26 protein-coding genes are annotated in these 26,992 nt (G+C 60.7%); 5 read left to right on the plus strand and 21 right to left on the minus strand.

Annotation, left to right across the window (positions count from 1 at the left end):
- Positions 1 to 15: 15 nt before the first annotated feature.
- The 4 genes from CFE42_RS22085 to CFE42_RS22100 all read right to left on the minus strand — a co-directional run bounded on the left by CFE42_RS22085 (position 16) and on the right by CFE42_RS22100 (position 3,753).
- Positions 16 to 681, minus strand: coding sequence for an isoprenylcysteine carboxylmethyltransferase family protein (locus tag CFE42_RS22085; RefSeq protein WP_004635159.1), 666 nt, complete (start codon positions 679 to 681; stop codon positions 16 to 18).
- Positions 682 to 704: 23 nt separating this feature from the next.
- Positions 705 to 1,019: a DUF2933 domain-containing protein gene (locus tag CFE42_RS22090; protein ID WP_004635160.1), complete on the minus strand. Its 315-nt coding sequence runs from the start codon at positions 1,017 to 1,019 to the stop codon at positions 705 to 707.
- Between the two features lie 73 nt (positions 1,020 to 1,092).
- A complete protein-coding gene (locus CFE42_RS22095) occupies positions 1,093 to 1,386 on the minus strand; it encodes a heavy-metal-associated domain-containing protein (protein WP_004635162.1) in 294 nt (97 codons plus the stop codon).
- 771 nt (positions 1,387 to 2,157) lie between these two features.
- Positions 2,158 to 3,753 (minus strand): oleate hydratase, encoded by a 1,596-nt coding sequence (locus CFE42_RS22100; RefSeq protein ID WP_004635167.1) that lies wholly within the window; start codon positions 3,751 to 3,753, stop codon positions 2,158 to 2,160.
- A gap of 378 nt (positions 3,754 to 4,131) precedes the next feature.
- Here CFE42_RS22100 and ftsH point away from each other — a divergent pair, with 378 nt between their 5' ends.
- Entirely contained in the window at positions 4,132 to 6,072 is a 1,941-nt protein-coding gene (gene ftsH / locus CFE42_RS22105) for an ATP-dependent zinc metalloprotease FtsH (protein WP_009241692.1), read from the plus strand.
- 112 nt (positions 6,073 to 6,184) lie between these two features.
- Here ftsH and CFE42_RS22110 read toward each other — a convergent pair whose 3' ends face one another.
- Complete coding sequence (locus tag CFE42_RS22110; RefSeq protein WP_009241693.1) at positions 6,185 to 6,790, minus strand: VTT domain-containing protein; 606 nt, start codon at positions 6,788 to 6,790, stop codon at positions 6,185 to 6,187.
- Positions 6,791 to 6,866: 76 nt separating this feature from the next.
- Positions 6,867 to 7,727 (minus strand): polyphosphate kinase 2, encoded by an 861-nt coding sequence (ppk2, locus tag CFE42_RS22115; protein ID WP_004635170.1) that lies wholly within the window; start codon positions 7,725 to 7,727, stop codon positions 6,867 to 6,869.
- A 348-nt stretch (positions 7,728 to 8,075) separates the two neighbouring features.
- Here ppk2 and CFE42_RS22120 point away from each other — a divergent pair, with 348 nt between their 5' ends.
- Complete coding sequence (locus CFE42_RS22120; protein ID WP_004635173.1) at positions 8,076 to 8,324, plus strand: hypothetical protein; 249 nt, start codon at positions 8,076 to 8,078, stop codon at positions 8,322 to 8,324.
- Positions 8,325 to 8,480: 156 nt separating this feature from the next.
- On the opposite strand, the gene CFE42_RS22125 is transcribed toward CFE42_RS22120, so the two are convergent.
- The 4 genes from CFE42_RS22125 to CFE42_RS22140 are packed head-to-tail and all read right to left on the minus strand — an operon-like array spanning position 8,481 to position 11,010.
- Positions 8,481 to 8,957 (minus strand): hypothetical protein, encoded by a 477-nt coding sequence (locus CFE42_RS22125; RefSeq protein WP_009241694.1) that lies wholly within the window; start codon positions 8,955 to 8,957, stop codon positions 8,481 to 8,483.
- Between the two features lie 51 nt (positions 8,958 to 9,008).
- A complete protein-coding gene (locus tag CFE42_RS22130) occupies positions 9,009 to 9,509 on the minus strand; it encodes a TPM domain-containing protein (RefSeq protein WP_004635178.1) in 501 nt (166 codons plus the stop codon).
- On the minus strand, positions 9,509 to 10,390 hold the full coding sequence (locus CFE42_RS22135; RefSeq protein WP_004635180.1) for a YgcG family protein: 882 nt from the start codon (positions 10,388 to 10,390) through the stop codon (positions 9,509 to 9,511). Before CFE42_RS22135 ends, CFE42_RS22130 begins: the two co-directional genes overlap by 1 nt.
- Positions 10,387 to 11,010 (minus strand): LemA family protein, encoded by a 624-nt coding sequence (locus tag CFE42_RS22140; protein WP_004635183.1) that lies wholly within the window; start codon positions 11,008 to 11,010, stop codon positions 10,387 to 10,389. The genes CFE42_RS22135 and CFE42_RS22140 overlap by 4 nt, the downstream gene beginning before the upstream one ends.
- Positions 11,011 to 11,264: 254 nt before the next feature.
- Here CFE42_RS22140 and CFE42_RS22145 point away from each other — a divergent pair, with 254 nt between their 5' ends.
- Positions 11,265 to 12,449 carry a methionine adenosyltransferase gene (locus CFE42_RS22145; protein WP_004635185.1) on the plus strand — a complete coding sequence of 395 codons (1,185 nt, stop codon included), beginning with the start codon at positions 11,265 to 11,267 and terminating at the stop codon, positions 12,447 to 12,449.
- 50 nt (positions 12,450 to 12,499) lie between these two features.
- On the opposite strand, the gene CFE42_RS22150 is transcribed toward CFE42_RS22145, so the two are convergent.
- From CFE42_RS22150 to CFE42_RS22175, 6 genes are all read right to left on the minus strand, one after another.
- Positions 12,500 to 14,197, minus strand: coding sequence for an AarF/ABC1/UbiB kinase family protein (locus CFE42_RS22150; protein ID WP_004635187.1), 1,698 nt, complete (start codon positions 14,195 to 14,197; stop codon positions 12,500 to 12,502).
- Positions 14,198 to 14,293: 96 nt separating this feature from the next.
- Positions 14,294 to 15,439, minus strand: coding sequence for a hypothetical protein (locus CFE42_RS22155; RefSeq protein WP_004635189.1), 1,146 nt, complete (start codon positions 15,437 to 15,439; stop codon positions 14,294 to 14,296).
- Positions 15,432 to 17,924: an ABC transporter permease gene (locus tag CFE42_RS22160; protein WP_004635192.1), complete on the minus strand. Its 2,493-nt coding sequence runs from the start codon at positions 17,922 to 17,924 to the stop codon at positions 15,432 to 15,434. Before CFE42_RS22160 ends, CFE42_RS22155 begins: the two co-directional genes overlap by 8 nt.
- Positions 17,921 to 18,625 (minus strand): ABC transporter ATP-binding protein, encoded by a 705-nt coding sequence (locus CFE42_RS22165; protein ID WP_004635197.1) that lies wholly within the window; start codon positions 18,623 to 18,625, stop codon positions 17,921 to 17,923. Before CFE42_RS22165 ends, CFE42_RS22160 begins: the two co-directional genes overlap by 4 nt.
- Entirely contained in the window at positions 18,622 to 19,425 is an 804-nt protein-coding gene (locus CFE42_RS22170; protein ID WP_021197388.1) for an outer membrane lipoprotein-sorting protein, read from the minus strand. The genes CFE42_RS22165 and CFE42_RS22170 overlap by 4 nt, the downstream gene beginning before the upstream one ends.
- A gap of 9 nt (positions 19,426 to 19,434) precedes the next feature.
- Complete coding sequence (locus CFE42_RS22175) at positions 19,435 to 19,659, minus strand: hypothetical protein (protein ID WP_004635200.1); 225 nt, start codon at positions 19,657 to 19,659, stop codon at positions 19,435 to 19,437.
- A 490-nt stretch (positions 19,660 to 20,149) separates the two neighbouring features.
- On the opposite strand from CFE42_RS22175, the gene CFE42_RS22180 reads away from it, so the two are divergent.
- Positions 20,150 to 20,395 (plus strand): hypothetical protein, encoded by a 246-nt coding sequence (locus CFE42_RS22180; RefSeq protein ID WP_004635201.1) that lies wholly within the window; start codon positions 20,150 to 20,152, stop codon positions 20,393 to 20,395.
- Between the two features lie 186 nt (positions 20,396 to 20,581).
- A complete protein-coding gene (locus CFE42_RS22185; protein ID WP_004635203.1) occupies positions 20,582 to 22,465 on the plus strand; it encodes a DUF3141 domain-containing protein in 1,884 nt (627 codons plus the stop codon).
- Positions 22,466 to 22,880: 415 nt separating this feature from the next.
- Here the strand turns inward: CFE42_RS22185 and CFE42_RS22190 are convergent, their stop codons facing one another.
- From CFE42_RS22190 to CFE42_RS22210, 5 genes are read right to left on the minus strand one after another with little or no spacing between them, the layout of a single operon-like run.
- Positions 22,881 to 23,543, minus strand: a complete 663-nt coding sequence (locus tag CFE42_RS22190) for an isoprenylcysteine carboxylmethyltransferase family protein (RefSeq protein WP_004635205.1) — start codon at positions 23,541 to 23,543, stop codon at positions 22,881 to 22,883.
- A 2-nt stretch (positions 23,544 to 23,545) separates the two neighbouring features.
- On the minus strand, positions 23,546 to 23,797 hold the full coding sequence (locus CFE42_RS22195; protein ID WP_004635207.1) for a DUF2933 domain-containing protein: 252 nt from the start codon (positions 23,795 to 23,797) through the stop codon (positions 23,546 to 23,548).
- A 44-nt stretch (positions 23,798 to 23,841) separates the two neighbouring features.
- Positions 23,842 to 24,141 carry a YHS domain-containing protein gene (locus CFE42_RS22200; protein ID WP_004635209.1) on the minus strand — a complete coding sequence of 100 codons (300 nt, stop codon included), beginning with the start codon at positions 24,139 to 24,141 and terminating at the stop codon, positions 23,842 to 23,844.
- A 14-nt stretch (positions 24,142 to 24,155) separates the two neighbouring features.
- Positions 24,156 to 24,374, minus strand: coding sequence for a hypothetical protein (locus CFE42_RS22205; RefSeq protein WP_004635211.1), 219 nt, complete (start codon positions 24,372 to 24,374; stop codon positions 24,156 to 24,158).
- Positions 24,371 to 26,824 carry a heavy metal translocating P-type ATPase gene (locus tag CFE42_RS22210; protein ID WP_004635213.1) on the minus strand — a complete coding sequence of 818 codons (2,454 nt, stop codon included), beginning with the start codon at positions 26,822 to 26,824 and terminating at the stop codon, positions 24,371 to 24,373. The genes CFE42_RS22205 and CFE42_RS22210 overlap by 4 nt, the downstream gene beginning before the upstream one ends.
- Positions 26,825 to 26,992 lie beyond the last annotated feature (168 nt).

Raw genomic sequence — 26,992 nt, forward strand, 5'->3', positions numbered from 1 at the left:
GCCTCCCCCTTTTTGTCATGCGTGGTGGTGGCGATCCGCTTGCTTGTCGCCAAAATTCGGGATGAACCGCGGGGTGTGCGACGCATAGTGCGCCCACTCCTCCCCAAATTCGCGCTCCGCCCACTTCTCTTCCGTAATGGCCAAACGCACGTACATGACCACCAGCACTGGGAACATCAGCAGTGTCAGGATGGTCGGCCACTGCAGTAGAAAACCGAACATGATCAAAACGAAGCCCACATACTGCGGATGCCGGATACGGGAGTAGGCGCCGGTGGTCGCCAGCGTATGGCTCCGCTGGTTGTGGTAAAGCACCGCCCAAGCGGCCGACAATAGCCAAAAGCCACCGCCGATGAAGATAGCGCTCAGCAGATGGAACGGCCCGAAATGCGGATTGGCGCGCCAGCCGAACATCACCTCCAGCAGGTGGCCAGCGTCATGCGACATGAAATTCACGCCGGGGAACTTCGCGCTCAGCCAACCCGACAGGAGGTAGATCGTCAGCGGGAAGCCGTACATCTCGGTGAATAGCGCCACCAGGAACGCAGAGAACGCGCCAAACGAACGCCAGTCGCGCGGGCTTTGTGGCTTGGCGAAGCTGAACGCGAAGATGATGAAAACGAGGGAATTGATGATTACCAGCGACCATAAGCCATAGGCGGGAGGTGTCGATTGGTCCATGATGGCGCTCCTCTGAGAAGAACTTAGTGGTGGTGATGCTGAGCGCCCTGAACGGGCGGTTGTTCGCTGGCCGTCGACCCCGATGGGCGGCTACTTCCGGAATCGGAACCGCGCGGCTGGTCCTCGTGACCTGCGTGCCCTCCATGGCCACCGTGCCCGTGGAAGAGGTGCAGCAGCGGACAAGCCAGCAGTAGAAGAAACGGCAACCAGCCGAACAGATGTGCCCGGTGCTCGGTGAACAGGAAGAACAGGGCAATCAACGCAAACGCAATGAAGATGGCCCCTGAACCGATGCGGCCCGACTGGCGGTGCCTGGAGAGAGATCGAAGCGACGACATGAGAACTCCTTCGCAAGGTCAAGGTTAGGGACGCCGATCGGTGCACTGCCCGGCCGCCCCTCCTAGCGGTCTATCAGTGGCAGCATCCACCGCTCTTGTGAGCAGTGCCGGTTGGGACGTCACCATGGTGGGCATGCTCCGTCTTCGCTCCGGCGCCAGTGCTAAGCGACTCGGCTTCGTAACCGGCTGCTGCCAGCGCGGCCAGCATTGCGGGCGCGGCCTGGGCGTTACCGCTGACGCGCGCGATACCGCGCGCCAGATCCACGTCGACGGCATCCACACCAGGCACTCGCTGCAGTGCATGAGTAACCGACGAGACGCAGGAGCCGCAGCTCATGCCCTTGATCTTCAGTTCGATAGTGTCCATGGAAGAAATCCTTTTAGGAGGTGACGTTGAAAATCTCACTGCGACTGCGTTCAACACAGCGCCAGACACTTTCCGGCAGTAGAGAAAGAACGCAATCGAGACGCTCGGGGCGAATGCCGACCAAGGCCGCTTTTGTTCAGTGCATTGACGATGGAACGGCGTGTTGCAACGCACCTTTGGCGGTGTCCGCACTGGATGCGCGTCAAGGCGATACGTAAGACAAAGCCGCGCACTGCCAAACAGCGACAGAGCGCTATAGCGTCAACCGGAGGAAGACGATTGGTATAGACGCGAACTTGTCCGCTGGCCGGGGATTGGACTGACGGTGCACACTGCAGCGGTCCACCTCCGGCGTGGATGCCATGCTCATCGGTAATGGCACGGCCACCGGAATGAGAGGCTTGTCATGATCCGACAGCACACGGGGAATGCTGGTTGAGGACTTTTCGCAGAAGCTGTGGCAGGCAATCTTGCCGCTATCGTCACAGCCATCATCGTCGGCATCCGCATGGTGTCCATGACTGTGGGCTGACACGTGGCCAGATGCCGGCGCTGCGGCCTTACCTGCATCCGCGACAGCGCACGCGTTTGCGATGCCGACGGCCAGACCCAACAGCCACACCAGTAGCATTTGAGCTGCCCAGCGGCGTAGATGTCGGGAGTGGAAGAACATGATTTCTGCCCAAAGAGAGGAACGGTCACACAGAGTCAGCCTAGGCGCGGATGTCCAACCTCCGGTTGATACAAATCAACCGTAAACCGTCCGACGGTTCAACTCAACAACGTCTTCAGGCCCGCAAACGCAGCGCCTGGGTCAGCAATCCCGTGGTAAATGGCCGGGATCTCGTTCTTCAAGCCCAGCAGCCCATAAACCGCGTGCATCGCGCCGCGAACCGAATATTCGACGGTGAACACTACGTCCTGAGGGATCTCAACATACTGCCCAAGCAGCGCGAAGTTCTTCGCTCCGTGCGGGATCACTGGCGGCCGATCCGAAGGCTCGCGGCGCTCAAATTCGCTGGTGATGTACGGCATCATCACCGGGATCACAGTGGTGGTACGACAGACCTCGTCAAGAATGTCCTCGCAATGCAAATGGTGCAGCAGCTCGGTGAGGATTTCCTGGCCGGTTGCCTGGGCCATCGTCTTGTCGATGTAATCGCCCTTGTTGTCCACGAAGAGCCCGTAGCCCCACAGGGTGTACATGTCTTTCGGCTGTCCGGCGAAGTGCGGCGCGTGAGGCACGACGATCGACATCAGCCAACTCGAATCCTTGAACGTCATCAGACCGCCGGTGCCTGGCGCATTGCCGGTAAAGGTCTCAATCCGGTGCACAAGCGCCGGGCTGCGCATCGTCAAGGTGAACGACTCCCACTTGCTTTCGTCGACGTTGCCACAGAACGCATTCGGCCGCCCGAGCCCAGGTTCCTTACGGGCCATGGTCTCCCACAGAGTCCAGGCGCCATCGCGTTTGTCGCGCACCAGTTCCGGTGCATGGTGGTCGTCCCCATAAGACGCGTCGGCGGTCATCGAGCCGATGGTGATGAGCACCAGATCCTCTTGCCGCACGTCATAGGCCATCGGCTGTCCGCCGCGCACCACGCGCAGCAGTCCAATTCGCCGGCCGTCACCGGTTTCAACAAAGTCGACATCCTCCACCTTTGTGCCATATTCGAACACCACACCCTGCTGTTTCAGCCATTGCTCCATCGGCCGCACGATCGCGTCATACTGGTTCAGCGGCGTGCGCCGTACGCCGGCCAACGTGTGGATACGCGGGAACTCCTGCAAGAAGCGCAACATATAGCGTTTGAGTTCGATCGCGCTGTGCCAGTTCTGGAAGGCGAAGGTCGTACGCCACATGGCCCAGAAGTTGGTCTCGAAGAAGTGCGGCGAGAAACAGTCCTCAATGCGAAGCGTATGCAGCAGCCCTTCTGGCGTGGCCAGCAATCGCATGATCTCCAACCGGTCATGGAGGTTGAAACCCAGATCGGCAGCGTCGAGGATACGGCGTTGCCCGTCGATCAGCCGGGCGTGTGAATCCGAGCGCCATTCGGCGTTGAAGGCCCAGGCCTGCTGCTTGACACTGATTTTCGGATCATCCAGCGACGGAATGCTGTCGAGCACGTTCCACAGACAGACATAAGTCTCTTCGGTGAACATGCGACCGCCCCGAGTTACATAGCCTTTGTGCGGATCACCGGAGCCATCGAGCGCACCACCGGCCACCTGCTGTTCCTCCAAGATGTGGATGTTCTCCCCCTTGAAGCCTGCGTCGCGAATCAGCAGCACGGCAGCCGACAATGACGCAATGCCGCTGCCAACCAGGTATGCGCTACGGTGCTCGTTCTTCGTTACCTCAGCCATGGAATCCTCTGATTCTGTGTGGATGCTCAATGAGCAACGCGACTTGGGAATACTTTAGGTGGGTATGCGATCGATACTTTGCGCCAGCGCAAGTTGCTGTTGAGTCTCATGCCGCCGTAATGGATTTGTCATGTTTGCTTTCCGCGACACATCCCCTATCGGCTGGGCACAACCATGGAGAAGCCACGGCGCTTGCGCCCGCGCGCGCGGCCCCAATGTCGCGGGTTGATGAAGGTCAACCTCGGCGATTTCCAAGCGTCAATACTGGGAACGCATACCAATGCGCGGTTGTCCGGCGCCTACCCAGGCCGCCCACCAACCTTCCCAGCATTGGAGACCAGACTCACTTTCAATAAGGTCGACTTGGAGAAGAATCCCATGGAACCGCGACAGCAACAGTTCTCCCTCTGGTACGTGCTCGTGACCATACTGGCCATGCTTGCAATCCAGACGCTCTTCGTGTCGGGGCATGTCGAGACGATCCCATACAGCGATTTCAAGGTCCTACTGAAGGCTGGCAAGCTCAAGGACGTGGCTATTGGTGAGCAGGCTATCAGCGGAACCTTCTCGACAGAAGGTATCGACAATCTCCTTGCCAAGCAGCAGATCGAGGAAATCCGCCGAGAGGCAAAGGGCGACCACGCCTTCTCCACGCTTCGAGTGGCCGATCCTGAGCTGGTGCAGGAGCTCGAAGCGGCAAAGGTGCGCTTCGTCGGGCAGCCCGACAACAAATGGCTGAGCACGATCCTCTCGTGGGTTGTGCCGGCCGTCATCTTTTTCGGTATCTGGAGCTTTCTCATCAAGCGCGTGGGCGGCGCCGCCGGCAGCATGATGGAAATTGGCAAGAGCAAGGCAAAGGTCTACATGCAAAAGGAGACCGGCGTGACTTTTGCCGACGTGGCTGGAATCGACGAAGCCAAGGAGGAGCTGTCGGAGATTGTTAGCTTCCTGAAAGATCCTCAGCGGTACCAGCGCCTGGGCGGAAAAATTCCCAAGGGCGTGCTGCTGGTTGGGGCCCCGGGCACTGGCAAGACCTTATTGGCAAAGGCCGTGGCAGGCGAAGCCGGCGTGCCATTCTTCAGCATGAGCGGCTCCGACTTCGTCGAGATGTTCGTTGGTGTGGGTGCAGCACGGGTCCGCGATCTCTTTAAGCAAGCCGAAACCAAAGCCCCCTGCATCATCTTCATTGATGAGCTTGACGCACTCGGAAAGACGCGAGCACTGAATGCGGTCGGCGGCAACGAGGAGCGCGAACAAACACTGAACCAGCTTCTGGTCGAGATGGACGGTTTTGATAGCAACAAAGGCGTCATCATCATGGCCGCCACAAACCGACCCGAGATACTGGACCCCGCCCTGCTTCGCCCCGGTCGCTTTGACCGCCACGTCGCACTGGACCGGCCTGACCTCAAGGGACGGGAGCAGATTCTCAAAGTTCACGTCAAGGGCGTTGTCCTCGCTCCTGAGGTCGACCTGACTAAACTCGCCGGACGGACCCCGGGGTTCGCAGGTGCCGATCTTGCCAACTTGGTTAACGAAGCCGCGCTCCTTGCCGCGCGCAAGAGCAAGCAAATGGTCGAGATGGCAGATTTCGACGAGGCGCTTGACCGGATCGTCGGCGGCCTGGAAAAAAAGAACCGCGTGATGAATCCGAAGGAGAAGGAAACTATCGCATTCCACGAGGCAGGACATGCCATCGTCGCGGAGCATCGGCCGCTGGCTGACCGTGTCTCCAAAGTTTCCATCATTCCGCGGGGCGTTGCGGCGTTGGGTTACACGCAACAGACCCCAACCGAGGACCGCTACCTGCTCAAGCGCAGCGAACTGCTTGACCGGCTCGATGTCTTGCTCGGTGGCCGTATTGCGGAACAGCTCATTTTCGGCGACGTATCCACGGGCGCACAGAACGACCTGCAGCGCGCAACCGACATGGCTCGGCAGATGATTACCCAGTTTGGCATGAGCGACCAGCTGGGCCTGGCCACGTACGAGAATATGCCGAACCCGCTCTTTGCTGGGACGGGGCTAATGCAGCGCGAACGCAATGAATACAGCGAGAGCACCGCACAGATGATTGATGCTGAAGTCCGTAAGCTATTGGCAGAAGCAAGTCATCGCGTACAAGCGACGCTGGAAGGACAGCGGACCAAGCTCGATGCTCTGGCCCAATTACTTCTCGAGAAGGAAGTGGTTGACCGCCAAGACCTGGACATGTTTTTGTCAGCGAAGGTGACGCCAATGCCTCCGCCCAAGCCCGTCGCGAATATCGAGGAGTCAACTGCAACGGGGAAACCGGACCAAAAAACGCAAGGCACATAGAGCGAAGATTGATGCCATGGCATGCCAAGAACGCAACCACGCCAAAGCGCGGCCGGCTGCCGGCAATCAATGCGTTCACCACGTGAGACAGGCGCCCCGATGGTGTATTGAGCTACCGACGCCCTCCCCGCGTGGGGGTTGTGCCACCGTCAGCCTTCGTGCCGTTGCCGAGCACTGCCCGCAACGTATCGACATGGCGCCGGCCGTGGCGCACAAGCCGATCCGGAAATCGCGAGGCGAGCCAGGCGTAAACATGGTATTTCGCCAACTTGCCGAGCCACAGTGCGGCGATGACCTCTGCGACCGGAAGTCGCGAGATCGCCGCAAACATGAGAGCGGGGGTGAGAGGCACCGGTAATGCGGCAATGACCGAAAGCGATACGACGCCGTAGTGTTCGAGCCAGTGGGTCGCATCACGCCACGCGGTGGATCGCACCACGTCCGGGTAGGCAGCGAACAACCGGTTCCACCCCAGGTGATGAAAGACGAGGTACAGCACGAGAGCGCCAACAGCGGCCCCCAGGCTGGCCAAAGTCGCGATGGACACCCAGCGGCGCGGCGCCAACAGGACTGCGGCCATCAGCAGGCTGGCAAATGGAACCGACATCGACAGTTCCGCCGCCAGTGCTGCCCCGGCAACCACCAGTGGGAACGCGCGCGAGTCGGCCCGCCGGGTTAGGGCACGGAGCAGACCGGACTGCAGGCTCAGGCGTAGCATTGCTCAGTTGCCTTCATCGCTCACGCAGACGACCTTCAAGCGTCTCCTCCTTATCGATTGCGTCTGCTGGATAGCATCAGGATGCGAGACGTTTCGCATCGAGGCACTCCTTCGAAAATTCGAACACGACCTCAGGATCGGGAGCGACCAGCTTGTTCTTCTTGCCCGCGTAGTGCAGCCGCGACAGGATGTGACGAATCAAGTTGAGCCTGGCCGTGCGCTTGTCGTCGGCGAGCACGATGTGCCATGGCGCGGCAGCCGTGTGCGTATGCATCAGCATGGCGTTGCGTGCCGTCGTATAGGCATCCCAATGCTTCAACGCCACGGCGTCGACCGGGCTCGTCTTCCACTGCTTGAGCGGATCGCGGCGCCGCTCGGCAAGTCGGCGAGCTTGCTCGGCTTTGCTGATGTCGAGGTAGTACTTAAGCAGCTTGATACCGGAATTGACGAGCATTTCCTCGAAGTGGGGCACGGAGTACATGAACTCGTCATACTGCTCAGCAGTGCAGAAGCCCATCACGCTCTCAACGCCTGCCCGGTTGTACCAGCTGCGGTTGAAGAGGACAAACTCTTCGGCGAGAGGAAGATGGGGCACGTAGCGCTGGAAATACCAGCCGGTGCGCTCGCGATCTGACGGCTTACCCAGCGCTACCACCCTCGTCTCGCGGGGGCTGAGAAATTCGATAATGCGTTTGATGCTGCCGTCTTTGCCTGCCGCATCCCGCCCCTCCAGCAGGACAAGGATGCGGTCACCACACCCGATGAAATGCCGTTGAAGCTTGACCAATTCAATTTGCAGCAGGTGCAGTTGCGCCTCGTAGTCCTCGCGACCCTGGACTCCTTTGGCAGCATCGACTCGCGCCTGGCTGGACGATAAGCCAGTTACGTGTTCGGCGTCCGATGAAGTGGTCTTTTTCTTCGACTTGCCTTTTGCCATATGCGCACCTCCGGCGTTGGCTATGGAAACGGGAGTAACGCTCCAGAGCGTCATCAGCCGTATGGCGGTTTCGTTGTTACGAAACGCTCAAATGGGCAGACAACCACATTTTGAACCTACGAACGGGTGAACAAGCTTAAGCACCTGCCAATTTTGCGCGGTTGATGTGAGTCAAGCGCCCTCCGATGTATGGTCGAATTCAGGAGGACATGGATCAGCGCGACTATTGCGCGATCCTTTGCCCGAATGACGCTCTCGTAATGTGGTCGTCATCGCTCGGTCAGGGGCGGATTCTTATAGTGGCTCCCATAGCAAGTCCTTTGAGTCCAACCACTTCAGGAGAATGCAATGAACCACACCAAGAAGACCGTCTTGATCGCAGCCGCGCTGATTTCTCTCGGCGCGAACATTTCCAGCGCAGCAACCTCCAGCAACGGGGCCCTCGCTCAGCGCGACGTCTACACCGACGGGGCGCGGGCTGCTGACGCGCGCGATCCGTACACTGATGGCGCCAAGGCTGGAAAGTTTGAGATCTACTCGGACGGCGCATGGACGGGCGACACGCGCTATCCGGCCACCGGTGGCTCGTCGAGTTGAGGCATTACGAAATGTCTACGCGATCATGGCCCTCAACCTGAGTTGACAGGTCTTGGTCGCTGCTGACCTTTTCGACGTCCAATCATCGTCTTACAGGCTTGGCGAATCCGCCGAGATGCATTGGTCGGCACAGTATCGGCCATGCTCCATCCGGTATCAAGGTTCACTTCCGCCGATGTGCGGAGGCGAGACCGAAATCCGATATTCGATGTCATTCGTTCGGTCAACAAGTTTCACCAGTACGCGGAAATACACGCGCCCACTCAGCACCGAGGTGAACACCTGGCCGTAGGAAACCTGGCCGTTGATAACCATGGGCGTCAGATACTTCGGCGGCGAATCAACGATCCCGACTTCCTTGAGTTGCGCACGCACCACGGCATCTGTGATACGGGAGCCGTCGGCACGAAACAACGCCACTAGCAAGTGGTGAGGGCGGCCGCCTCCCGGTGAAGGTGCGCCATGCGACTCCTCCAAGTCGAGCCTTTCCGAGGCGATGGCGGCGGGAATCAACCCCCAGTAGAGGACGACGCCCTCACGTTCGAGCCGCGCTTGCGCGAGCGTTTCCACCGACGGCAGCGCCAAGACACAAATCACCGCAGCGTAGGGAACAAATGAGCGCAGAGACAACATATTCACCTCCTACCGCGACTTCGCAAATATCAAACAGAGATTTCTGCGTCTTCACAGGATGACCGGCTTGCCGGGCAACCTCTGCTCGCGCCGGTCGCGCGCCGGGAAATGCTGCGTCAGGCGCAGCGTGATGGATCGTATCCCGTCGATCACACCGCGCTCATATTCGGCGCGCCGACACGCGGCTTCCATCTGGCTGCAGATCGCCTGCCATCCTTGAGCACCAACCCGCGCGTGAATGCCACGGTCGGCAACGATCTCGACACTGCGGTCCGCCAGCAATAGATAAATCAGGACGCCGTTGTTCTGCTCTGTGTCCCACACACGCAGTTGCGAAAAGACTTCAAGAGCCCGTTCCCGCGCCGTCACCCCCTTCCATAGCGCAGAGAAGCTCAACGCGCCTTCCACGGCAAAGCACAGATGCCCGACATGGGACGACTCGCTTTGAGCGATCGCTTGCCCGATGGCCCGCATCGCCTTGCGCGGGAACGCTCGCCTGACGCGCCAGTGCGTCGTCAGTAGATGGGAAAGAATTCGCTTGATGTTTTCCATCACCATTTTCCCGAGGCACCACCACCACCGAAACCACCGCCGCCTCCACCGAAACCGCCGCTGCCACCGCCGAAACCGCCGCTGCCACCGCCGAATCCCCCGCGGCCCGAGCGTGAGCCTGTAGACCAAGAGCCTCCGTGCCCAACCATGCCCGGACCCAATAGCGTATAGATGAGCGCGATCACTCCCGCCGTAAACGCGACAAAAATGGCGCCCGAAAGCAACCAAGCGACTAGGGCGACGGCGCCGCCCGCTGCAACCGCCCCCGGAAAACGGCCAAGGAAGTCTCGCAGCGCGCCGCCAAACACCAACGTCAACACCAGAATGACAGGCATATAGGACCGAACGGATACGCCTCCGTCGCGCGTCGACCGTGAGGGGGGCGGCAGTGCTTCACCCTCAATCACGGCTTGCATACTCTGAACACCGTCTTTCACGCCGCCATAAAAATCGCCAGTCTTGAACCGCGGCGAGATGACTTCGCTAATGATGCGCTTGCTTGTCGCATCGGTTAGGACACCTTCCAACCCGTACCCGACTTCAATGCGAAGTGTGCGGTCGTCTTTAGCGATGATCAGCAGTGCGCCGTCGTCGACGCGCTTTCGCCCCAACTTCCATTGCTCGACCACGCGCAGCGAATACTGTTCGATGGCTTCGGGCAGTGTGCTGGGCACGATCAGTACAGCGATCTGCACGCCCTTTTTGTTTTCGAAGGCTTGCAGCGTCTGTTCTAGCTCTGCTAGTTGCCCAGGCGTGAGTGTGCCGGTCTGGTCAGTCACCCGCGCCGTCAAGGGTGGCACGGCAACTTCGGCAACCGCCCCAAAAGAGACGAGCGCAGCCGCTGCCACAAGCAAGCCACGCGCGATTTTGAGGAGGTTCACTTGGAGCTCCCCGGCGCACTGGCGGACGGCGAACCGAATTCCACCTGGGGCGGCTTGGCAATGGCCGTCTCGTTGGCAACGGTGAAATTGGGCTTCTCCTGATAGCCGAAGGCCTTCGCGGTCAGATTCGATGGAAATGAGCGCACGGTCACGTTGTAGCTCTGTACCGATTGGATGTACCGATTTCGTGCAATGGTGATCCGGTTCTCGGTCCCCTCAAGCTGTGCTTGCAGATCGCGAAACCCAGCATCTGCCTTCAACTGCGGGTAGTTCTCCGACACGGCAAGGAGTCGGGACAGCGATCCGGTCAACTGCTGCTGCGCCGACTGGAATCGGGCAAACGCCTGCGGATCATTGAGCAACGCAGGCGAGGCTTGGATGGCGCCGACACGCGCGCGAGCCTCAGTCACCTCCGTCAACACCTCTTTCTCATGACTTGCGTAACCCTTGACCGTGTTGACCAGGTTCGGTACCAGGTCGGCGCGCCGCTGGTATTGGTTCACGACTTCAGACCAGCCTGCCTTGACCTGTTCATCCTGCGCTTGAATGGTGTTATAGCCGCACCCCGAGAGGCTGATTGCCAAAATTACCGCAACAACGACTGACCATGCTGCTCGCATCAGACACCTCCATTTTCGAGATTCTTAGCCCCGGAGGCATGGGAACACCGCGCATGGGCCAACCATGCCGTTCCTGCCACACAAGAGCCCATGCCGCTCCGGGTGTCCTGTTTCCATGCTAGTCACTCGGGCGGCGAATTTGTTGATGTCGCTCAAGGCCCACAATCGCGACCCCCGAGGGGACGGTCTTAATACCAAACTGGACTGCCAGTGAATAGAATGACCCAATCGGATTTGGGCAGGAGCGTCTTATCATGCGGACTGTCGGCGAAATTGCACTCTCCATCTCGACCACGTCGACGCTGGAAGCCACACAAACCGAAATTGCCGAGCACAAGGGCTTCGGCCATCCGGACAGCCTGTGCGATGGCGCCGTCGAGGCGGCAGCCTGCGCCCTATCCCGAGCCTATCTGCAAGCATACGGAGCGATTCAGCACTTCAACCTGGATAAGGCGCTGTTAATCGGAGGCATCAGCCAGCCACGGTTCGGCGGCGGCAAAGTTCTGCGTCCCGCGCGGCTGATCGTCTGCGGCCCCGTGACCGAGTTGCCGTCGGCTTCGGCCACGTCACTCGTCGAGCAATCCATCCGCGAATACCTGGTGGCAACCTTGGGAAAGGCAGGCAATGACATCGGCATCGAGCTTGTTTTGAGGCCTTCGGCGCCGAATCTTCAGCGTGTTATCCAGCAGGCGGCGCTTCCGCTGGCCAACGACACCTCCTTCGGCGTCGGGTACGCACCCCGCTCCCGACTCGAAGACACGGTCCTTTGCGCTGCGCGCGTCCTGCGCTCCAACGAATTTCGCAGCGCCTTTGATGCGGCTGGGGCGGATTTTAAGATCATGGGGCACCGGCTGGGCGCGCACTTCGGCCTTACCGTGGCGCTCGCACTCGTCGACCGAGACGTGGGAAGTATTGAAGACTATTTCACACTCAAGGGCCGATTGGCAGCGTACCTGGCTGGGTGTCTGCCGACGGCGTGCCATATCGGGATCAACACCCTGGATGACCCAGCTACGCTTGACGAGAGCGGAATTTACCTGACCGTGACCGGGTTAAGTGCGGAGCACGGCGACGATGGCGAGGTCGGCCGCGGCAATCGCGTCAACGGCTTGATCACGCCGTACCGCCCGATGTCATTGGAAGCGGCAGCGGGAAAGAATCCGGCCGCGCATGTCGGCAAGCTCTACAACGTGCTGGCACATCGATTGGCGGCGAGCATTCATGCCGACATCGAAGGCGTGGATGAAGTGACGGTCAGGCTGCTCTCGGCAATCGGCCACCCGGTCGACCAGCCTCAGTTGGTGGCGATCGACCTTGCAGCGGCGGGTGGGTTCTCCGCTGCGCGGCAGCGGCAAGTTCGCGAGCTGACCGCGCAGCATTTGGCGGCGCTTCCAGCGCTGATACGGGAGTTGGCCACGGGTGCCATCGCCGTCTTTTAGCGGAGCGCTGCATCGTTGCTTTCGAGGCCCCATTGCTTGTAGCGGCGCCTCTAGAACTTTCCTGATCGCAGGATCGCAACCGCCCAAGCGAGGCCCATCACGCTGGCGACGACGAAACCCAGAAGCCCCAGCACTGGAATGCCCGCATAGTGCGGACCGCTGTGGAACGCCATGACGATTGAGGAGCCAATCACGACGCTCGCAATAATCAAGCTCAAGCTCAGCCGGTTGCTTGCACGGTCGATATGCGCTTCCAATCCTTGCAACTGGTCGTGTTTGATATGCAGCGTCGCCTTACCGCTGCTGAGCGCCTCCACCGTGCGGTTCAGAATGTCGGGCAGCAAGGCGGCGGCGTGATGCAGCGCGCGCAAGGTGCGGAATCCCCTGCTGAACTCGGTCTGTACATTCGCCCCCTGCAATAGTTTGCGGCCGAGCAAATGCGGCGCATATTCCCGCAAGGACGCGAGTGCGTTGAAGTCCGGGGCGAGCGTCAACGCTTGCGATTCGACCAGCATGAACGCTTTCGAGACCAGCAGAAACTGGCGCGGCAGTTTGATCCGATGGCGCTGGCTGAGCAGCGCAAACTGGCGGACAATTTCGCCGAACGAATAGCCTTTCCCGGCGGCTTCGTAGTATGCGTCAAGTGCCTGCGAAGCATCGCGGGTAAATGCCTCACGATCCACCCCCTCGGTCGCCACCCCCATCTCGAAATAGGCATCCACCATCCATGACACCTCGCCGGAACTGACGGCGAGAATCAACTGGGCCAAGGCTTCCTGATCATAGGCGGACAGCCGTCCCATGATGCCAAAGTCATGAAAGCAAAGCCGGCCGTCCTCCAGCAAAAATACGTTGCCCGGATGCGGGTCGCCGTGAAAGAAGCCGTCCTCGAAGACCTGCTTCAAGAACGATGCCATCAGCGCCTGCGCCACGCGCCGTCGGCTCTCCTGTTCGGACGACGGAATATGCGTAAGCTTCTTGCCGAAACTGCGCTCCATGGTCAAGACACGTCGGCTGGTCTGCTCCCAAAAGATGCGGGGCACGAAGACGTGCTTATCATCCTGCAAATTCTCCCTCAGGAGATCGCCGTTGCGCGCCTCGACTTGATAGTCCAATTCTTCGTTGATGAGCCGGGCAAACTCTTCCACCAGATCGCCCGGGCCAAATCGGCGACTCTCCGGCACATACCGCTCCAGTTGACGGGCCAAGAAGCGCATGATCCTGACATCGGCATGAATGATGGGCTCGATGCCGGGGCGCTGCACCTTGACCACCACGCTGGTGCCGTCAATCAACTGCGCCGTATGGACCTGGCCGATCGACGCGGCAGCCAGGGGCGTCTCATCGAAACTGGTGAACAACGCGTGAACGGATTTGCCCAGTTCACGCTCGACAATCTCACGCGCCTGCTCGCCAGGGAAAACAGCGACATCATCCTGGAGCCGTTGCAGCTCCTCGATATAGACCTCCGGCAACATATCGCGCCGCAGGCTCAGAAGCTGGCCAAACTTGACGAACGCGGGCCCCAGCCCTTCGAGCGTAGCTCTCAGCCGCTTTGCATCCTGATCGGTCGCTTGCACCGCCTCAACTGAAGCTTCGAGTGCGTCACGGCCAATCCGTAGCCGCTCCACATAATGCGCCCACCCTGCCCCGGCCAATGCGCGCAGGATGTACAAGAGCCGTGGCAGTTCAGCGGGCACCCGCTCGCGCACCGCTGGTTCGGGATTCGCATGCGTTATGACGCCCATGTTCCTTCTCCTCGTTGCCCACCTTCCCCATTGCCGCGCCATGCACGCATCCGAGCCCAGCTTTCCGGACGTCGACAGCCGGCAAGCACTATCGTTTTAGAAGAACCACTGTATCTGCGTGTAGTAGATGTGATGGAAATGTCCAAACTCACTGCCACTGCTGCCCATAAAGAACTGGGCGCCGATCTGCCAGTCGAGATTCGTCTTGATCGAATAGGTCAGCAGGGGCGAAACGAAACGGCTATGGTCGTCCAAATTGACCACCACATAGCCCTCCCACTTGAGCAGCGGCGTGATTTCGTAGCTCATGTAGCCACCAGCATAGTGCTTGGCAACGCTGCGAATCTTGCCGGTCAACAGCGACGTGAAATCGTACGCGGCGGCATTGGTCGTGCCGGCGCCGTTGTAGTAGAGCTCGGCGCTAAGCGTGAGCGTGTTCGCAAACGCATAATCGAGCGCGAGAACGGCACGTTGATAGGTCGAGCCAGTCTTGGCACGCACTTGCGTGAACTCACCACGAATGCCCGCCGTGCCGATCTGCCCCGCGAGATCGAAGCCGGCGACCTGCTCATTGCCGAAGCGCCCGCCGACAATGGAATAGTCCACGCCATGCGTGTTGGCGTGCCAATTGAATGCCGCGCTGGAGTCCGCGCCACCGTGCCCCGGCGCGTACACAGCGCTGATGCGGGAGATGGGCCCCAGCTTGTGCTCGGCCAGCACCGCGTCGACACCCACGCGCTCCTCGCGCTCGATGGCAGTCGGGTTCAGGGGGTTCAGCAGGTCGAGCGGGCTCCAGAAACGGCCCGTTCCCCATGCGATGCGCTGCCGCCCGATGCGCACATCGGTGTCGCCCGATGACAGGGTGACGTTGCCGCGATACAGCCGGTGCTGGCCGTAGTACGAGCCGCCACGCAGGTAATTGCCGTCGAGATCCAGGTACTGATCCGGCGCGAGACTGCTCTGGCTTGCGAACTGTGCGGTGTGCAGGTAGCTGCCGAACAGCAATTCGTTGTCGTACTGCAGATCCACGGCGACGTGCTCGGAGAGCTTGCCCTGCAACTGCAGCCGCAGGCGATTGAGATCGAGCAGATAGCGTTGCCCGCCGGGCACGATGGTTTCCGATTCCTCCAGCAAGCTCTTGTAGTAACCGGAAAATTTCAACCCGGACTGCGACGTCTCCTGCGCCGAGGCTCCGAAGGCCAGAGCCGCCAGAAGTCCGAACGGCACGGCTTGCTTAAACATGGCGTATCGCTTGCACTGGATCGAGCCGCGCCGCCTTGGCCGCGGGATAGAGCGAAACCAGCACGCCGGCAATCAACAGCGCAATACCCGGCGGGACCACCGTCGCACCGAAAATGCGCGGATAAACGATGCCGGTCAACCCGGGGATGGCGGAATATCCGGCGAAGAAGCTCGACAGGTCCATACCGGCATGCCCAAGATACAGCACCAGCGCAATGCCGGCGCCATACCCGACGGCAGACGCGATCAACAGCAAGGCGATGGACTCATATACGACCATGCGCCTCAAGGCGGCGGGCGACGTGCCAAGCGCCAGCATCACGCCAAACTCGCGCGTGCGCTCGGTGACGGCCATGAACACGGTATTGATGACCGACGTGGTAATCACCAGAAGCAGCACCGCCAGGATGATACTGCTCACCACGCGCAGGAGCCGGACCATGTCTTCGAGCTGCGGCAAGAGTTCCTGCCACGGTATCAGCGTCACGTCGGTGCCACCGATACGCGCGCGTAGCAGGGCAACGGCAGCGGACACGTGCGCGCGATCCTCCAGCCGGACATTGATGGTGGAAACGCGTGAACCGAGCGCAAGCAACGACTGCGCCGCTGGCAGCGTGACAAAAGCAAATGCGCCATCGAAACTGGCACTTTCCGTCGAGAAAATGCCCCCCACCCCGTAGGCTGCCGTGCCGAGCTCGCCGTTGGCGGCCTGGGCCATGACGACGATCTTCTCGCCCAGGCGGACACCGAGCTTGTCGGCGAGCCTGCGGCCAATCATGACTTCGCGATCGGCGCCAGGTATGAGCGCCCGTCCCTGGACAACCGTGCGGGAAATGAACGTGACCTTAGCCTCCGCCACCGGATCGATGCCGATGAGCATGATGCCTTCGGATTTCGAGGCCGTGCTGGCCAACGCCTGGACCTGGGTGCGCGGCGCAGCCGCAATCACGCCAGGCGTGCCCCGGACGGCTTGCAGCAGCGAGACGGCATCGTCGATGGCAAGCTCGGGGGCATAATCCTTGCGAAAGCCCTTGCGTTCGACCTGGATGTGCCCCGTCAGATAACGCGTGGAGTTCTCGATCGTCTGGTCGAAGAATCCGTCGAAAAACCCCAGGATGAAGACAAAGCCCACGATGCCGAAGGCAGCGCCTGCGGCCATGAGGGCCGTGCGGCGTGGATTGCGCAGCAGGTTGCGCAGTGCGAGCAGCACGAACACCGGCAAGCGGGAATCGCCCGTGTTTCGTGACGACACCCGCATGGCAGCGGGTAGCCCGCGAATCGCCTCGATGGGCCGCAACTGCACGGCCTTGGCAGCGGGATACAGTGCCGCCAGCCCGGCAATGACGAAGACCGCCACTGACAGCACGACGCCACGCTCGGCGCTCACCACCGGATAGACGACGTCGGACAGCCCGGGCATCGTGCGCAGCCCGGCTTCAAAACCGTGCAGATGGATACCCGCGCGCGCGAAATACGCCGTCACTGTCCAGCCGACGGCGTTGCCGACGATCAGGCCAACGATGCCCAGAAGGATCGATTCATACAGGACCAGCCGAAGCACGCGCGTGCGGCTCATGCCGACGGCAAGCATGATGCCGAATTCGCGCGTGCGCTCCATCACGGACATCAGCACAGGATTCGCCACCGCGAAGACGACCACCACGAAGAACACCAACAGCACCACGTAGGTCGTGACCTCGTGAAAGCGCGAACTGACCGCTACCATCGGTAGCAGCCGTGGCCACCCCACGACTTCGTAACGATCTCCCAGGCGCTCGGCGAGCCCCGCGCTGACCGGCTCCAGGCGCGAGCGCTCGCGCAGCCGCAGGGCGATGGCGGTGGCGCCACCGGGCGCGGAGAGAAACTCCCGCACAACAGGCAGCGGCATCACGGCGACGTAGCCGTCGAGATCGTCGATCTTGCTGCGGAAGATGCCGCGCACCGGATACTTTCCGCTCGATATCGAGCCGTCGTAGCCCTGCCCCACGAACACGATGTTCTGCCCGGGCCGCACCGCGAGCGCTTCAGCAAGCATCTCCCCGATCAGCACGCCGGGCGCGCCGGTCGTCAGCGGCTGCCCGGCCACGATGGCGTCCGAGAGCATCGTCACCTGCGCCTCGTCTGCCGGCTCGACGCCGACGAGCATGAGGCCGCGCGACTTGTCGCCCCGGCTGGCCAGCGCTTTGGTTTCCAGGCGGATGCTGGCGGCTGCCACCCCAGCCTCGTTGCGCACGGCATGCAGGATGGGGGCCGAGTCTGGCATGGCGAGATCAAGGATCGGATCGTCGTGGTAGCCCTTGAGATGCACCTGCGCATCGCCGGCGAAATACCGCGTGGTGTTCTCGACCATCTCGCGGTTCATGCCAGCGGTGAATCCCCAGTTGAAGATCATCGCCGCTAGGCCGATGGCGATCGACGAGATGGTGATGGCGGAACGCCTGCGGTTGCGCAGCACATTGCGCACGGCGAGTGGCAGCAGCATCATGGCGGTCGGCGCTCATCGGCTTCGATCCGGCCGTCACGCAGGCGAATGACCCGCCGCGCGCGTTCGACCACCATCGGGTCGTGGGTGGAGAACACGAACGTCACGCCGCGCCGTTCATTCATGGCCTTCATCATGTCCATGAGCGCGGCGCCGGCTTTGGAATCCAGATTGGCGGTCGGCTCATCGGGCAGCACGATGATCGGCTCGGCCGCGATGGCGCGCGCCACCGCCACGCGCTGCTGCTGCCCACCGGAGAGTTGCTGCGGACGCCTGTGCTCCATCCCTTCCAATCCCAGTTCCTTGAGCAGCGTCATGGCGCGGTCCCGGCGCTGCATCTCTGGCACCCCCTGCAACAGCATCACGAATTCCACGTTTTCTAGCGCGGAAAGAACGGGAATCAGATTGAACTCCTGGAAGACGAAGCCGATCTTGCGCAAGCGGATGTCCGAAAGCGCGGCTTTACCCAGTGTCCCGATCTCGCTGCCGTCGACCCAGACATGGCCTTCGGTGGGTGAGTCCAAGCCACCGATCACGTTCAGGAGCGTTGTCTTGCCCGAGCCGGACGGCCCTACCAGCACCGCAAAGTCGCCTTTGCGGATTTCCAGATTGATATGCTGCAGCGCATGCACGACGCTGGCACCTTGCCGATACAGCCTGGAGACACCTACGAGCTTGACGACTGTATCGGCTGCAGCATTCATGGCTTTTGCAGATTGCGCTGCGTAAAGCGTTCGTCGTCAATCGGCTGGTCGTAGCGCGCGGCCTTGACGACGATCACGGTTGCGTGGCCTGGATCATTCACGGGGCGCATTTCCCATTTGGTCGGAATGGTGCGGCCACCCATCGGGCCAACGTCGGAGAACGTCAGGACCCGCACCAGTTCGTTGCGCTCGTTGTAGTAATACTGCTTGAGCGGAATCGTATCCGCTTGCCGAATCCAGTAGAGAATCTTTCCCCACACGACGGCGGCATCCGGCTTGGGAATCGATTCAATCACGTAAGACGCGGCGCCGTTCAGCACCTCCGTGCGGAGAACCCGATGCGTGTAGTCATCCACGGCGCTGCTTTGCTTGACCAAGTCGTCGTTGGTGAAGTCGGAGCCCATCCAGGGCTGCAGCATCATCGACGGCGGAATCTTGATGGTGCGCTCGATGTTGGGCAGGTAGTTCCACATCTCCGAGCCGATACGCAGCGACCCAATACCGGCCTCCTTGGCCGGCGCCAGAACGCGGATGAACGAGCGCCGCGGCCGCTCCATCCAGGCGCGCAGGTCAAGCGCGCGCTGCCAGCGCGGTGTGGTGATCGTCATCTGGAACTCGCCTTGCAGCGTCTTGCCCCACAGCAGGGTATCGACGCGATCGACGAGCGTGCGGCCGTCTGGTTCCTCAGCCCAAGCCCCACCCACCATGCATGCGGCAGCAAACGCCACAAGGCACGCGGACACCAGAGAGGGAATGGCCTTGCGAACCATGGTGCCATCCGGGCAGCTGAACGATTTCATGGCATCCGACTAGCCAGGACGGCCAGACCCTTGCCGTGGCCATTCGACAAATGCCAGCACCCAAAGCCCGATCAGGTTGAAGAATGGCACCAGCACCAGAATGGCCCAAAAAGGCGACAACCCGATCCGCATCAGGATTCGGCCGATGGGATACAGCAATACCACCGCCATGACGGCAAACGTGATCCAGTGAGCGAGACCATAGCCGGCCATGTCGAACCCGTGAACCATCATCGTGCACCTCCTCGTGAAACCCAAGGTGTAACCCCAAGCACAATTCACGTTACACCTTTATGGGCGGCATCGCTTTACCTGGATCAAGGCATATTCGATCCAATTGCGTAGCAGGTAATAGCTTACCCGTCGCCATTTCAGCCCCCATGTGCCAGAAACATGCACCTGAAGATCAAGCAACTGGAATGCATGACAGAAAAGTCACCTTCCGGTCAGCTTCCCATCGGGAAGCAGTTGGCAGACTGCCGATACCCCGCTCATGGAAACCATCCCCGCACCCACCGCCCCTGCCCAAGAGCATTGGGGCATGGCGTACGAGACCAAACATCCTGCTATTGGCTGGGTGAAATGAGACATGGAGCGCCGATCCGGCTTGACATGGATCAAGCCACGGTCGCTATCCAGCAGGAGTCAGTGCAATAGTGGCCCCTCATCACCCAGAATGGACTGCAAAACTGAACCGCCAACTTTTATCGCTAGGAGACACAACGTGAACCGCAAAACCATCCTTTCCGCACTGCTGCTTGCAACCGCCGCATCCATGTCGGCCGGCGTATTTGCCACGGACAACGACATGCCCATGGCATCCGAAGCCTCCGGCGCGCACAAAATGAAACCGCATTCGCACGTCGCCGAGAAAGCTGGCGCTTCCGCCGCCAGCGCGCCGGCGGCCGCCCCCGCCGAGGACACCAAGGGCAGGGACAAGTCCAAGCATTTCCATCCCGATACCAAGTAAGTCTGCGCGCGGGCTCAGAAAAGAGCCCGCGCTTCAATTCACCTGACCTGCGACAACGAAGTTCGGCCCGATGCGGCTAAGCTGGCCTACAAGGCCCATGCAGTTGCACCGCATGATTTGCAGCCCGTGTCCGCACTGTCTGGTGACGGACATCACGACTTTCACAGGAAGTGATGAGGTGGTGTGATGACAGACCGTACGGTACAGCGCAAACGACGTCCGGCCCGATCGGCGCCGGGTGTAGCAGCCCCGGCGCTGCGGTTGGTTAGCGAACCGGACCACCAGGCCGAGCCACAGCCGGCACCTGCCGAGCCCCCTCTTGAGCAAGGGTGGGACTACTGGGTGGATGTCACGCAGCGGTGGATTCTGTTCATCGATATCCTGCGGCAACGCGCCAACAATATGTTGGCCCATGAGGAGGCCGGCCTGCCGCCACCGCTGCATTTCGACTACGAATTGCTACTGGATGCGCGAACCTTCGAGCGCCCGGCCAACTATGCCCTGCTCCGTATCACGCGCTGTGGCACCGACCACCTGGAGCGACAGGTTCGGGCGGATGCAACCCCCGTCATCGTCATCGACCCGCGTGCCGGTCACGGACCGGGCATTGGGGGCTTCAAGCGCGATTCGGAAGTCGGCATGGCCCTCGCCGAAGGCCATCCTGTCTACTTTGTCAGCTTCTTCCCGGCCCCCTGCCGCGGACAGACCCTTGGCGACGTCCTGAACGCGCTTCGTACCTTCGTCGAGGAGGTCGCGCGACGGCATGACGGGCAGGCGCCGGTGCTCTACGGCAACTGCCAGGCCGGCTGGGAAGTGATGCTCCTGTCTGCCCACTGCTGCGAGCGCGTCGCCTGCCCTGCGGTGCTCAACGGCTCCCCGCTCTCGTACTGGTCCGGCGAAGCAGGCGTCAACCCGATGCGCCTGCTCGGGGCGTTCACCGGCGGCGTGTGGTCAGCAAACTTTCTTGCCGATCTGGGCAACGGCCGTTTTGACGGTGCATGGCTGGTACAGAACTTCGAGGCACTCAAGCCTGAGTCCGCGCTCTGGACCAAGCTCTACACTGTCTTCGCCGATCCGGATGGTGAAGGTGACCGGTTTTTGGAATTCGAGCGCTGGTGGAATGGCTTTTACTTTCTCAGCCGGGAAGAACTGGTCGCAACCATCCAGGATCTTTTTGTCGGCAACAAGTTGGAAACCGGCGAAGTGCATGTCGACGGTAAGTGCACGGTCGACTTACGGCGCATTTGCAAACCGATCGTCATCTTTGCCTCGTACGGCGACAACATCACGCCACCGCACCAGGCGCTCGGCTGGATTCCCGTCGTGTACGAAAGTACGGAAGCTCTGGTCGCCGCCGGCCAGCGAATCGTGTATCTCACCAACCCGCATGTCGGACACCTCGGCATTTTCGTCTCCGCAAGCGTGGCGCGTCACGAGCATCGCGCGATCCTGCAAAGCCTCGATGCGATTGAGGCGCTGCCGCCCGGCTTGTACGAGATGAAGCTGTCGGAACACTCCGATGCGCCGCCACAGAACAACTCCCAACGCGGGGTCACGTTTGAGCCGCGTCGCGTCGAAGACATTCAATTCCCATACCCGCGTGCCCTGTTCGAGCATGTGCGCGCCGTCTCGGAAATCAACGAACGGCTGTATGACCAGTTCTGGAGCCCAACCGTGCGCGCGCTGGCAACGCCGTGGAGCGCTGAATGGCTGAAATGGAGCCATCCGATGCGCTGGACGCGCTATGCATGGTCCGAGCGGTTCCAACCATGGCTGTTGCTCGTAGCCGCCATGGCTGCGGGCGTGAGGGCCTCCAGGCGAAAAGCCGGGGAAGACAATATCTGGCGCGCTTCGGAAGAAGCGCTTAGCGCCACGCTGACACACACACTTGAGACAGGTCGGTCAGTGCGCGACTTGGTGGCCGAGACGGCATTCCAGTGGCTTTACGGGCCATCTTGGCCCTACTCGTTTGCGCAGTCTTATATTCCGGCATCAGACCATCGTGACTGCGACGTTGGAGAAGCAACGGTTCGCCAAGCTTGCAGCGCTTGCGACACTGACGTGCGGTGAGGTTTCCGGCGACTCTTAGCTGCATATCCAATGGGCGGTTGTGATGATCCAGACATGGGCAATGGCCCAATCAACGGGCGCTCGAATTTGCCGGCCAAGCGCACTAGCAACGCGAGCCTCAGCGGGCAGCGCTTTCTCTTTGACCTAACTGGCCGTTGTGCGGCGACTAAAAGAAGGCGCCCGCCGCAAAGAACCGTACTACAAACATGATGGCGGGATACAGAAGGGACCATCACGTGAGCAGTTGGCCGGCAGATGCTTGAAATCTACGCCATGGAAAAGCGTGCCCATGAAATCCACGAAAGGTTCGGGCGCCGCCAGCCAAGCCAACGTGCATTACGTGGAGAAGAGGATCAGAGTGGCGGACTCTGTTACAGCGGCTGCGAAGGGTTGCCTCCTGCCGAGGATGTCGTGATCAATGAGACGACGCCTTCGACGCACCACTGCTCCAACGGGGGATGAAACGTGGTGTGCGCTCACAATACGCTTCGTATGCCCGGCCGAACTCGGCCAGCGCATCTCGCTCCTCAGTCAGCGCGAGATGAACATACATCCAGACCAGCACTGGAAACATGATCAGCGTGAGCAACGTCGGCCACTGCAGCAGGAAGCCGAGCATGATCAGGACAAACGCCACATATTGCGGATGGCGCATGCGGGTATAGAGTCCACCGGTGGCCAGACGGTGCTGCTGCTGCGCCAGATACAGCACCCGCCAGGCGGAAGCGAGCATGATGAAACCACCGAAGATCAGCAGGTTGCTTAGGATGTGGAACGGCCCGAAATGCGGATTAGCGCGCCAGCCGAACATCACCTCCAGCAAATGCCCCGCGTCGTGAGAGAGGAAATCGATACCGGGAAAATGCTTGCTCAACCAGGGCAGCAACAAGTAGATCGTCAGTGGGAACCCGTACATCTCCGTAAACAGCGCCACGAGAAACGCCGAGAAGGCCCCGAAGGACCGCCAGTCACGCGAGGTCTTTGGCTTGGTGAAGCTGAAAGCGAAGATGATGAAGATGGCCGAGTTGATGATGACCAACGACCAGAGCCCGTAGCCGGATTGTGTGTCGTGCTGCATCGTTACTCTCCCTTTGGATGTACGTGCGTTGACGGCTCGCCCCCTTCGTCTTGGTGGCCGTGGTGCATGAACAGGTGCATCAACGGGCAAGTAGCGAGCAACAGGAAGGGCAGGAACGGGATCACGTGTGCCCGATGTTCCGTGAACAGGAAATAGGCGATCACAAGCAGGAAGCCTATCAAAACCCACCTGGACCTGAAGACTGTCCTGTGCGCCGCGTGCGGCCCATCTTCAGGGTTCATTTGATCATTCATGCGAGCCTCCTCGTCCACAGGCAATCGGCTTGAAAAAAGGCTGGCTAGCAGCACCCGCCGTGATGGCGATGGTGTTGGTGGACGAAACGTGAAGGATTCTGCTGAAAGACCGCGCGAGATTGCTCAGACTCGAAGTAGAACGTCTTCCCTTCAAAATTGGCCGTGATGGCGTGGGTCGGGTCAACCCGGTTTCCGGTCACTGGGTCACTGTTTGCATCTGGAGCGCCGTGCATCATGCCGGCACCCTCGCCGCCTCTGGAGCGCATCGCTTGGCTGCGCCAAAGGAACACCACCACCAATCCGCCCAGCACGATCCAGATCAGGTTTTGCGAAAGCCAGGTCATTTTCCACCTCCGTCTTACGACTTCCTACGCGATTTCAGTTCCCGCTCCACTGCCGCCTCAACCTCTCGTCTGGTTTGCCGTGAAAGACGCAAACTCATCCAGATCACCCAGACCGGACAGGCCAGGAGAATCAGCGCAACCAGCACCGAGAACAGTGAGATTCCGTACCAATAGAGGATGGCGGCGGCCAGCGCCGTCGCCACGGCGGCACAGAACCAGACAGCGGGTTTCATGCCGGCACCTCCTGCGCCTTACTTGTCAGCCGCACGCGCTTGAGCATGGCCGAATTCGCCACCACGCTAAGCGAGGACAGCGACATCGCCGCCGCCGCCAGGATGGGATTGAGCAGGCCGAAAGCCGCCACCGGAATGCCGATGGTGTTGTAGAAGAAGGCCCAAAACAGGTTCTGCTTGATCTTGCGCATCGTGGCGCGGGACAACTCGATGGAAGCCGCCACGTCGCGTACGTCATTGCGGATCAGGATGATGCTGCCGGTCTCCTTGGCCACATCCGAGCCCGAGCCGATAGCGACGCCGATATCCGCCGCAGCGAGCGCGGGCGCGTCGTTGACCCCATCGCCGACCATGGCAACCACCTCGCCGTCCTTCTGCAAGCCCTGGATGGTCTTGACCTTGTCTTCCGGCATGACCTCTGCGATTACGCGCTCGATGCCGACCTGCCGCCCGATAGCTTGCGCGGTGCGCTGGTTATCCCCACTGAGCAGAACCACCTTGATGCCGCGCGACTTGAGCATGGCAATGGCCTCTGACGCCTCTGGCTTGACCGTATCGGCCACGGCGATGATGCCAAGCAGTTCATGCCCGATCCCCGCCAGCATCGCTGTCTTGCCATCAGCCTCCAGCCCGGCCAGCGTCGCTTCAATCGTATCGACTGAGATGGCCTGCTGCGCGAGCATGCGCCGGTTTCCTAGCCAGGCCTGCTGGCCGTCGATGGCCCCCTGAATACCCATCCCCGACAGCGCCTGGATGTTGTTCGCCTTACGCGTCGCCAGCTCACGATGCTGTGCGGCACGGACGATCGCTTCGCCCAGCGGATGCTCCGAGCCGGACTCGACCGCTGCAGCAATACTGAGCAGCTCGGCTTCCTGGTGTGTCCCAAGCGGCAGGATATCGGTCACGGTCGGTTCGCCGCGCGTAATCGTGCCCGTCTTGTCAAAGACAACGGTGGTCAATTTCTCAGCGCGTTCGAGCACTTCGCCGCCGCGGATCAGGATGCCGGCGTCCGCGCCTTTTCCCACGCCGACCATCAAGGCGGCAGGCGTCGCTACACCCAGAGCGCACGGGCAGGAGATGATAAGCACGGCAATAAAGGCGAGCAGCCCCTGCGGGAAATGCCCCGCGAGCGTCCATCCGATGACAGCCAGCAGTGCAACGCCCACGACCGCCGGCACAAAATAGCCGGTCACCTGGTCGGCCAGCCGCTGAATCTGTGCCGAGCTTGCCTGCGCGTCTTCTACCATCTTGATGATCTGCGCCAGCGCCGTATCCGCACCGATGCGGGTCGCCTGGAACGTAAAGGCGCCTGACCGGTTCAGCGTACCGCCGATCACCGTTGCCCCAGGCTTCTTGTCAACTGGCATCGACTCCCCGGTCAGCATCGATTCGTCCACGCTGGTTTGCCCGTCCGTCACCTTGCCATCGGTTGGAATCTTCTCGCCGGGGCGGACCACTACCAGCTCCGAGACCATGATGCTTTCGGCGGGAATCTCGACTTCCTTGCCATCGCGAATCACGTGCGCCACAGCGGGCTTGAGGTCAAGCAGGCGACGGACTGCGGCGGAGGACTTCTTTTTGATGATCTCCTCCATGTACTTGCCCAGCAGCACAAAAGCGATGATGACCGCGGACACCTCGAAGTAGACATCGCGTTCGGCCACCTTCACCGGCAACCAGGATGGGAAGAACAACACGACCACGCTGTAGAAGTACGCTACCGACGTACCCAGCGCGATCAGGAAATCCATGTTGATGTTGCGCGTGCGGACCGCGTTCCACGCGCCTTTGTAGAAGCTCCAACCTCCAATGAACTGTACGGGGGTCACCAGCAGGAACAGCCATATTCCCCATGTGAACCAAGGCAGCGCCGGAATGGGCGCCCAAGTCAGCAGGGTCGCACCTGCAGCCAAGGCCAGAAACGCCCCGGCGCGTAACACCGCCAACGCCAGCACACCGGTCAAGGCAATGGTGACGCGCGTCTTCATCGCCTTCAGTTCGGACTCCGGCGACTCAAACGTGTGCAGACAGCTCTCGCTGCAGAAGTAGTACTTTCGCCCTCCTCGCTCTGCGGACAAGGCAGTGGCCTTGTCAACCATCATTCCGCAGATGGGGTCCTTGGCCAGTTGCTTCGTGCTTGCGGACACCGCAGCAACTCCGGTTGGCGCGTGATCATGGGCCGCGCCGTCGTGGTCATGCGCGTCATGCGCGTCATGCGAGAGATATCGCGCCGGATCAGCGAGAAAAGTCTTCTCACAGTGCCGAGAACAGAACCAATAGCGCTGATGCCCGACTTCCGTGCTGGCTGCTGCCTGCGCAGGGGAAATCTCCATACCGCAAACCGGATCGCGCACGCGACCGGCATCGACGACCGGTTGAGCGATGCGCAGCGCGCTCTGCCGACCGACCACTTGATCGCCACGATGGTGTCCGATGGAATCGCTTGGCATGCCAACCTCGGATGTGCTGATTGTTTAACTTGATTAGGTCTGGGCACAACTACGATTGCAGTGTGTTCCACGCCCGGAACGGGAGGTTGATACGGGTCAAGCGAGAGCAATTCGTTGTGATACGTCAACTGGCGACCACCGATCGCATATCAAAATGAAATCCCATCA

Source organism: Ralstonia sp. PBBBR1, from assembly GCF_002256165.1.
Taxonomy (GTDB): domain Bacteria; phylum Pseudomonadota; class Gammaproteobacteria; order Burkholderiales; family Burkholderiaceae; genus Ralstonia; species Ralstonia thomasii.

Coding starts and splice junctions, on each gene's coding strand:
- CFE42_RS22175 (WP_004635200.1), bottom strand. CDS start 19,659: ATGATGGTTCACGGGTTCGACATGGCCGGCTATGGTCTCGCTCACTGG.
- CFE42_RS22095 (WP_004635162.1), bottom strand. CDS start 1,386: ATGGACACTATCGAACTGAAGATCAAGGGCATGAGCTGCGGCTCCTGC.
- CFE42_RS22165 (WP_004635197.1), bottom strand. CDS start 18,625: ATGAATGCTGCAGCCGATACAGTCGTCAAGCTCGTAGGTGTCTCCAGG.
- CFE42_RS22210 (WP_004635213.1), bottom strand. CDS start 26,824: ATGCCAAGCGATTCCATCGGACACCATCGTGGCGATCAAGTGGTCGGT.
- CFE42_RS22150 (WP_004635187.1), bottom strand. CDS start 14,197: ATGGGCGTCATAACGCATGCGAATCCCGAACCAGCGGTGCGCGAGCGG.
- CFE42_RS22130 (WP_004635178.1), bottom strand. CDS start 9,509: ATGGAAAACATCAAGCGAATTCTTTCCCATCTACTGACGACGCACTGG.
- CFE42_RS22155 (WP_004635189.1), bottom strand. CDS start 15,439: ATGTTTAAGCAAGCCGTGCCGTTCGGACTTCTGGCGGCTCTGGCCTTC.
- CFE42_RS22200 (WP_004635209.1), bottom strand. CDS start 24,141: ATGACCTGGCTTTCGCAAAACCTGATCTGGATCGTGCTGGGCGGATTG.
- CFE42_RS22140 (WP_004635183.1), bottom strand. CDS start 11,010: ATGCGAGCAGCATGGTCAGTCGTTGTTGCGGTAATTTTGGCAATCAGC.
- CFE42_RS22205 (WP_004635211.1), bottom strand. CDS start 24,374: ATGAAACCCGCTGTCTGGTTCTGTGCCGCCGTGGCGACGGCGCTGGCC.
- CFE42_RS22110 (WP_009241693.1), bottom strand. CDS start 6,790: ATGCTACGCCTGAGCCTGCAGTCCGGTCTGCTCCGTGCCCTAACCCGG.
- CFE42_RS22160 (WP_004635192.1), bottom strand. CDS start 17,924: ATGATGCTGCTGCCACTCGCCGTGCGCAATGTGCTGCGCAACCGCAGG.
- CFE42_RS22090 (WP_004635160.1), bottom strand. CDS start 1,019: ATGTCGTCGCTTCGATCTCTCTCCAGGCACCGCCAGTCGGGCCGCATC.
- CFE42_RS22120 (WP_004635173.1), top strand. CDS start 8,076: ATGAACCACACCAAGAAGACCGTCTTGATCGCAGCCGCGCTGATTTCT.
- CFE42_RS22190 (WP_004635205.1), bottom strand. CDS start 23,543: ATGCAGCACGACACACAATCCGGCTACGGGCTCTGGTCGTTGGTCATC.
- CFE42_RS22185 (WP_004635203.1), top strand. CDS start 20,582: ATGACAGACCGTACGGTACAGCGCAAACGACGTCCGGCCCGATCGGCG.
- CFE42_RS22085 (WP_004635159.1), bottom strand. CDS start 681: ATGGACCAATCGACACCTCCCGCCTATGGCTTATGGTCGCTGGTAATC.
- CFE42_RS22125 (WP_009241694.1), bottom strand. CDS start 8,957: ATGTTGTCTCTGCGCTCATTTGTTCCCTACGCTGCGGTGATTTGTGTC.
- CFE42_RS22145 (WP_004635185.1), top strand. CDS start 11,265: ATGCGGACTGTCGGCGAAATTGCACTCTCCATCTCGACCACGTCGACG.
- CFE42_RS22170 (WP_021197388.1), bottom strand. CDS start 19,425: ATGAAATCGTTCAGCTGCCCGGATGGCACCATGGTTCGCAAGGCCATT.
- ppk2 (WP_004635170.1), bottom strand. CDS start 7,727: ATGGCAAAAGGCAAGTCGAAGAAAAAGACCACTTCATCGGACGCCGAA.
- CFE42_RS22195 (WP_004635207.1), bottom strand. CDS start 23,797: ATGAATGATCAAATGAACCCTGAAGATGGGCCGCACGCGGCGCACAGG.
- ftsH (WP_009241692.1), top strand. CDS start 4,132: ATGGAACCGCGACAGCAACAGTTCTCCCTCTGGTACGTGCTCGTGACC.
- CFE42_RS22100 (WP_004635167.1), bottom strand. CDS start 3,753: ATGGCTGAGGTAACGAAGAACGAGCACCGTAGCGCATACCTGGTTGGC.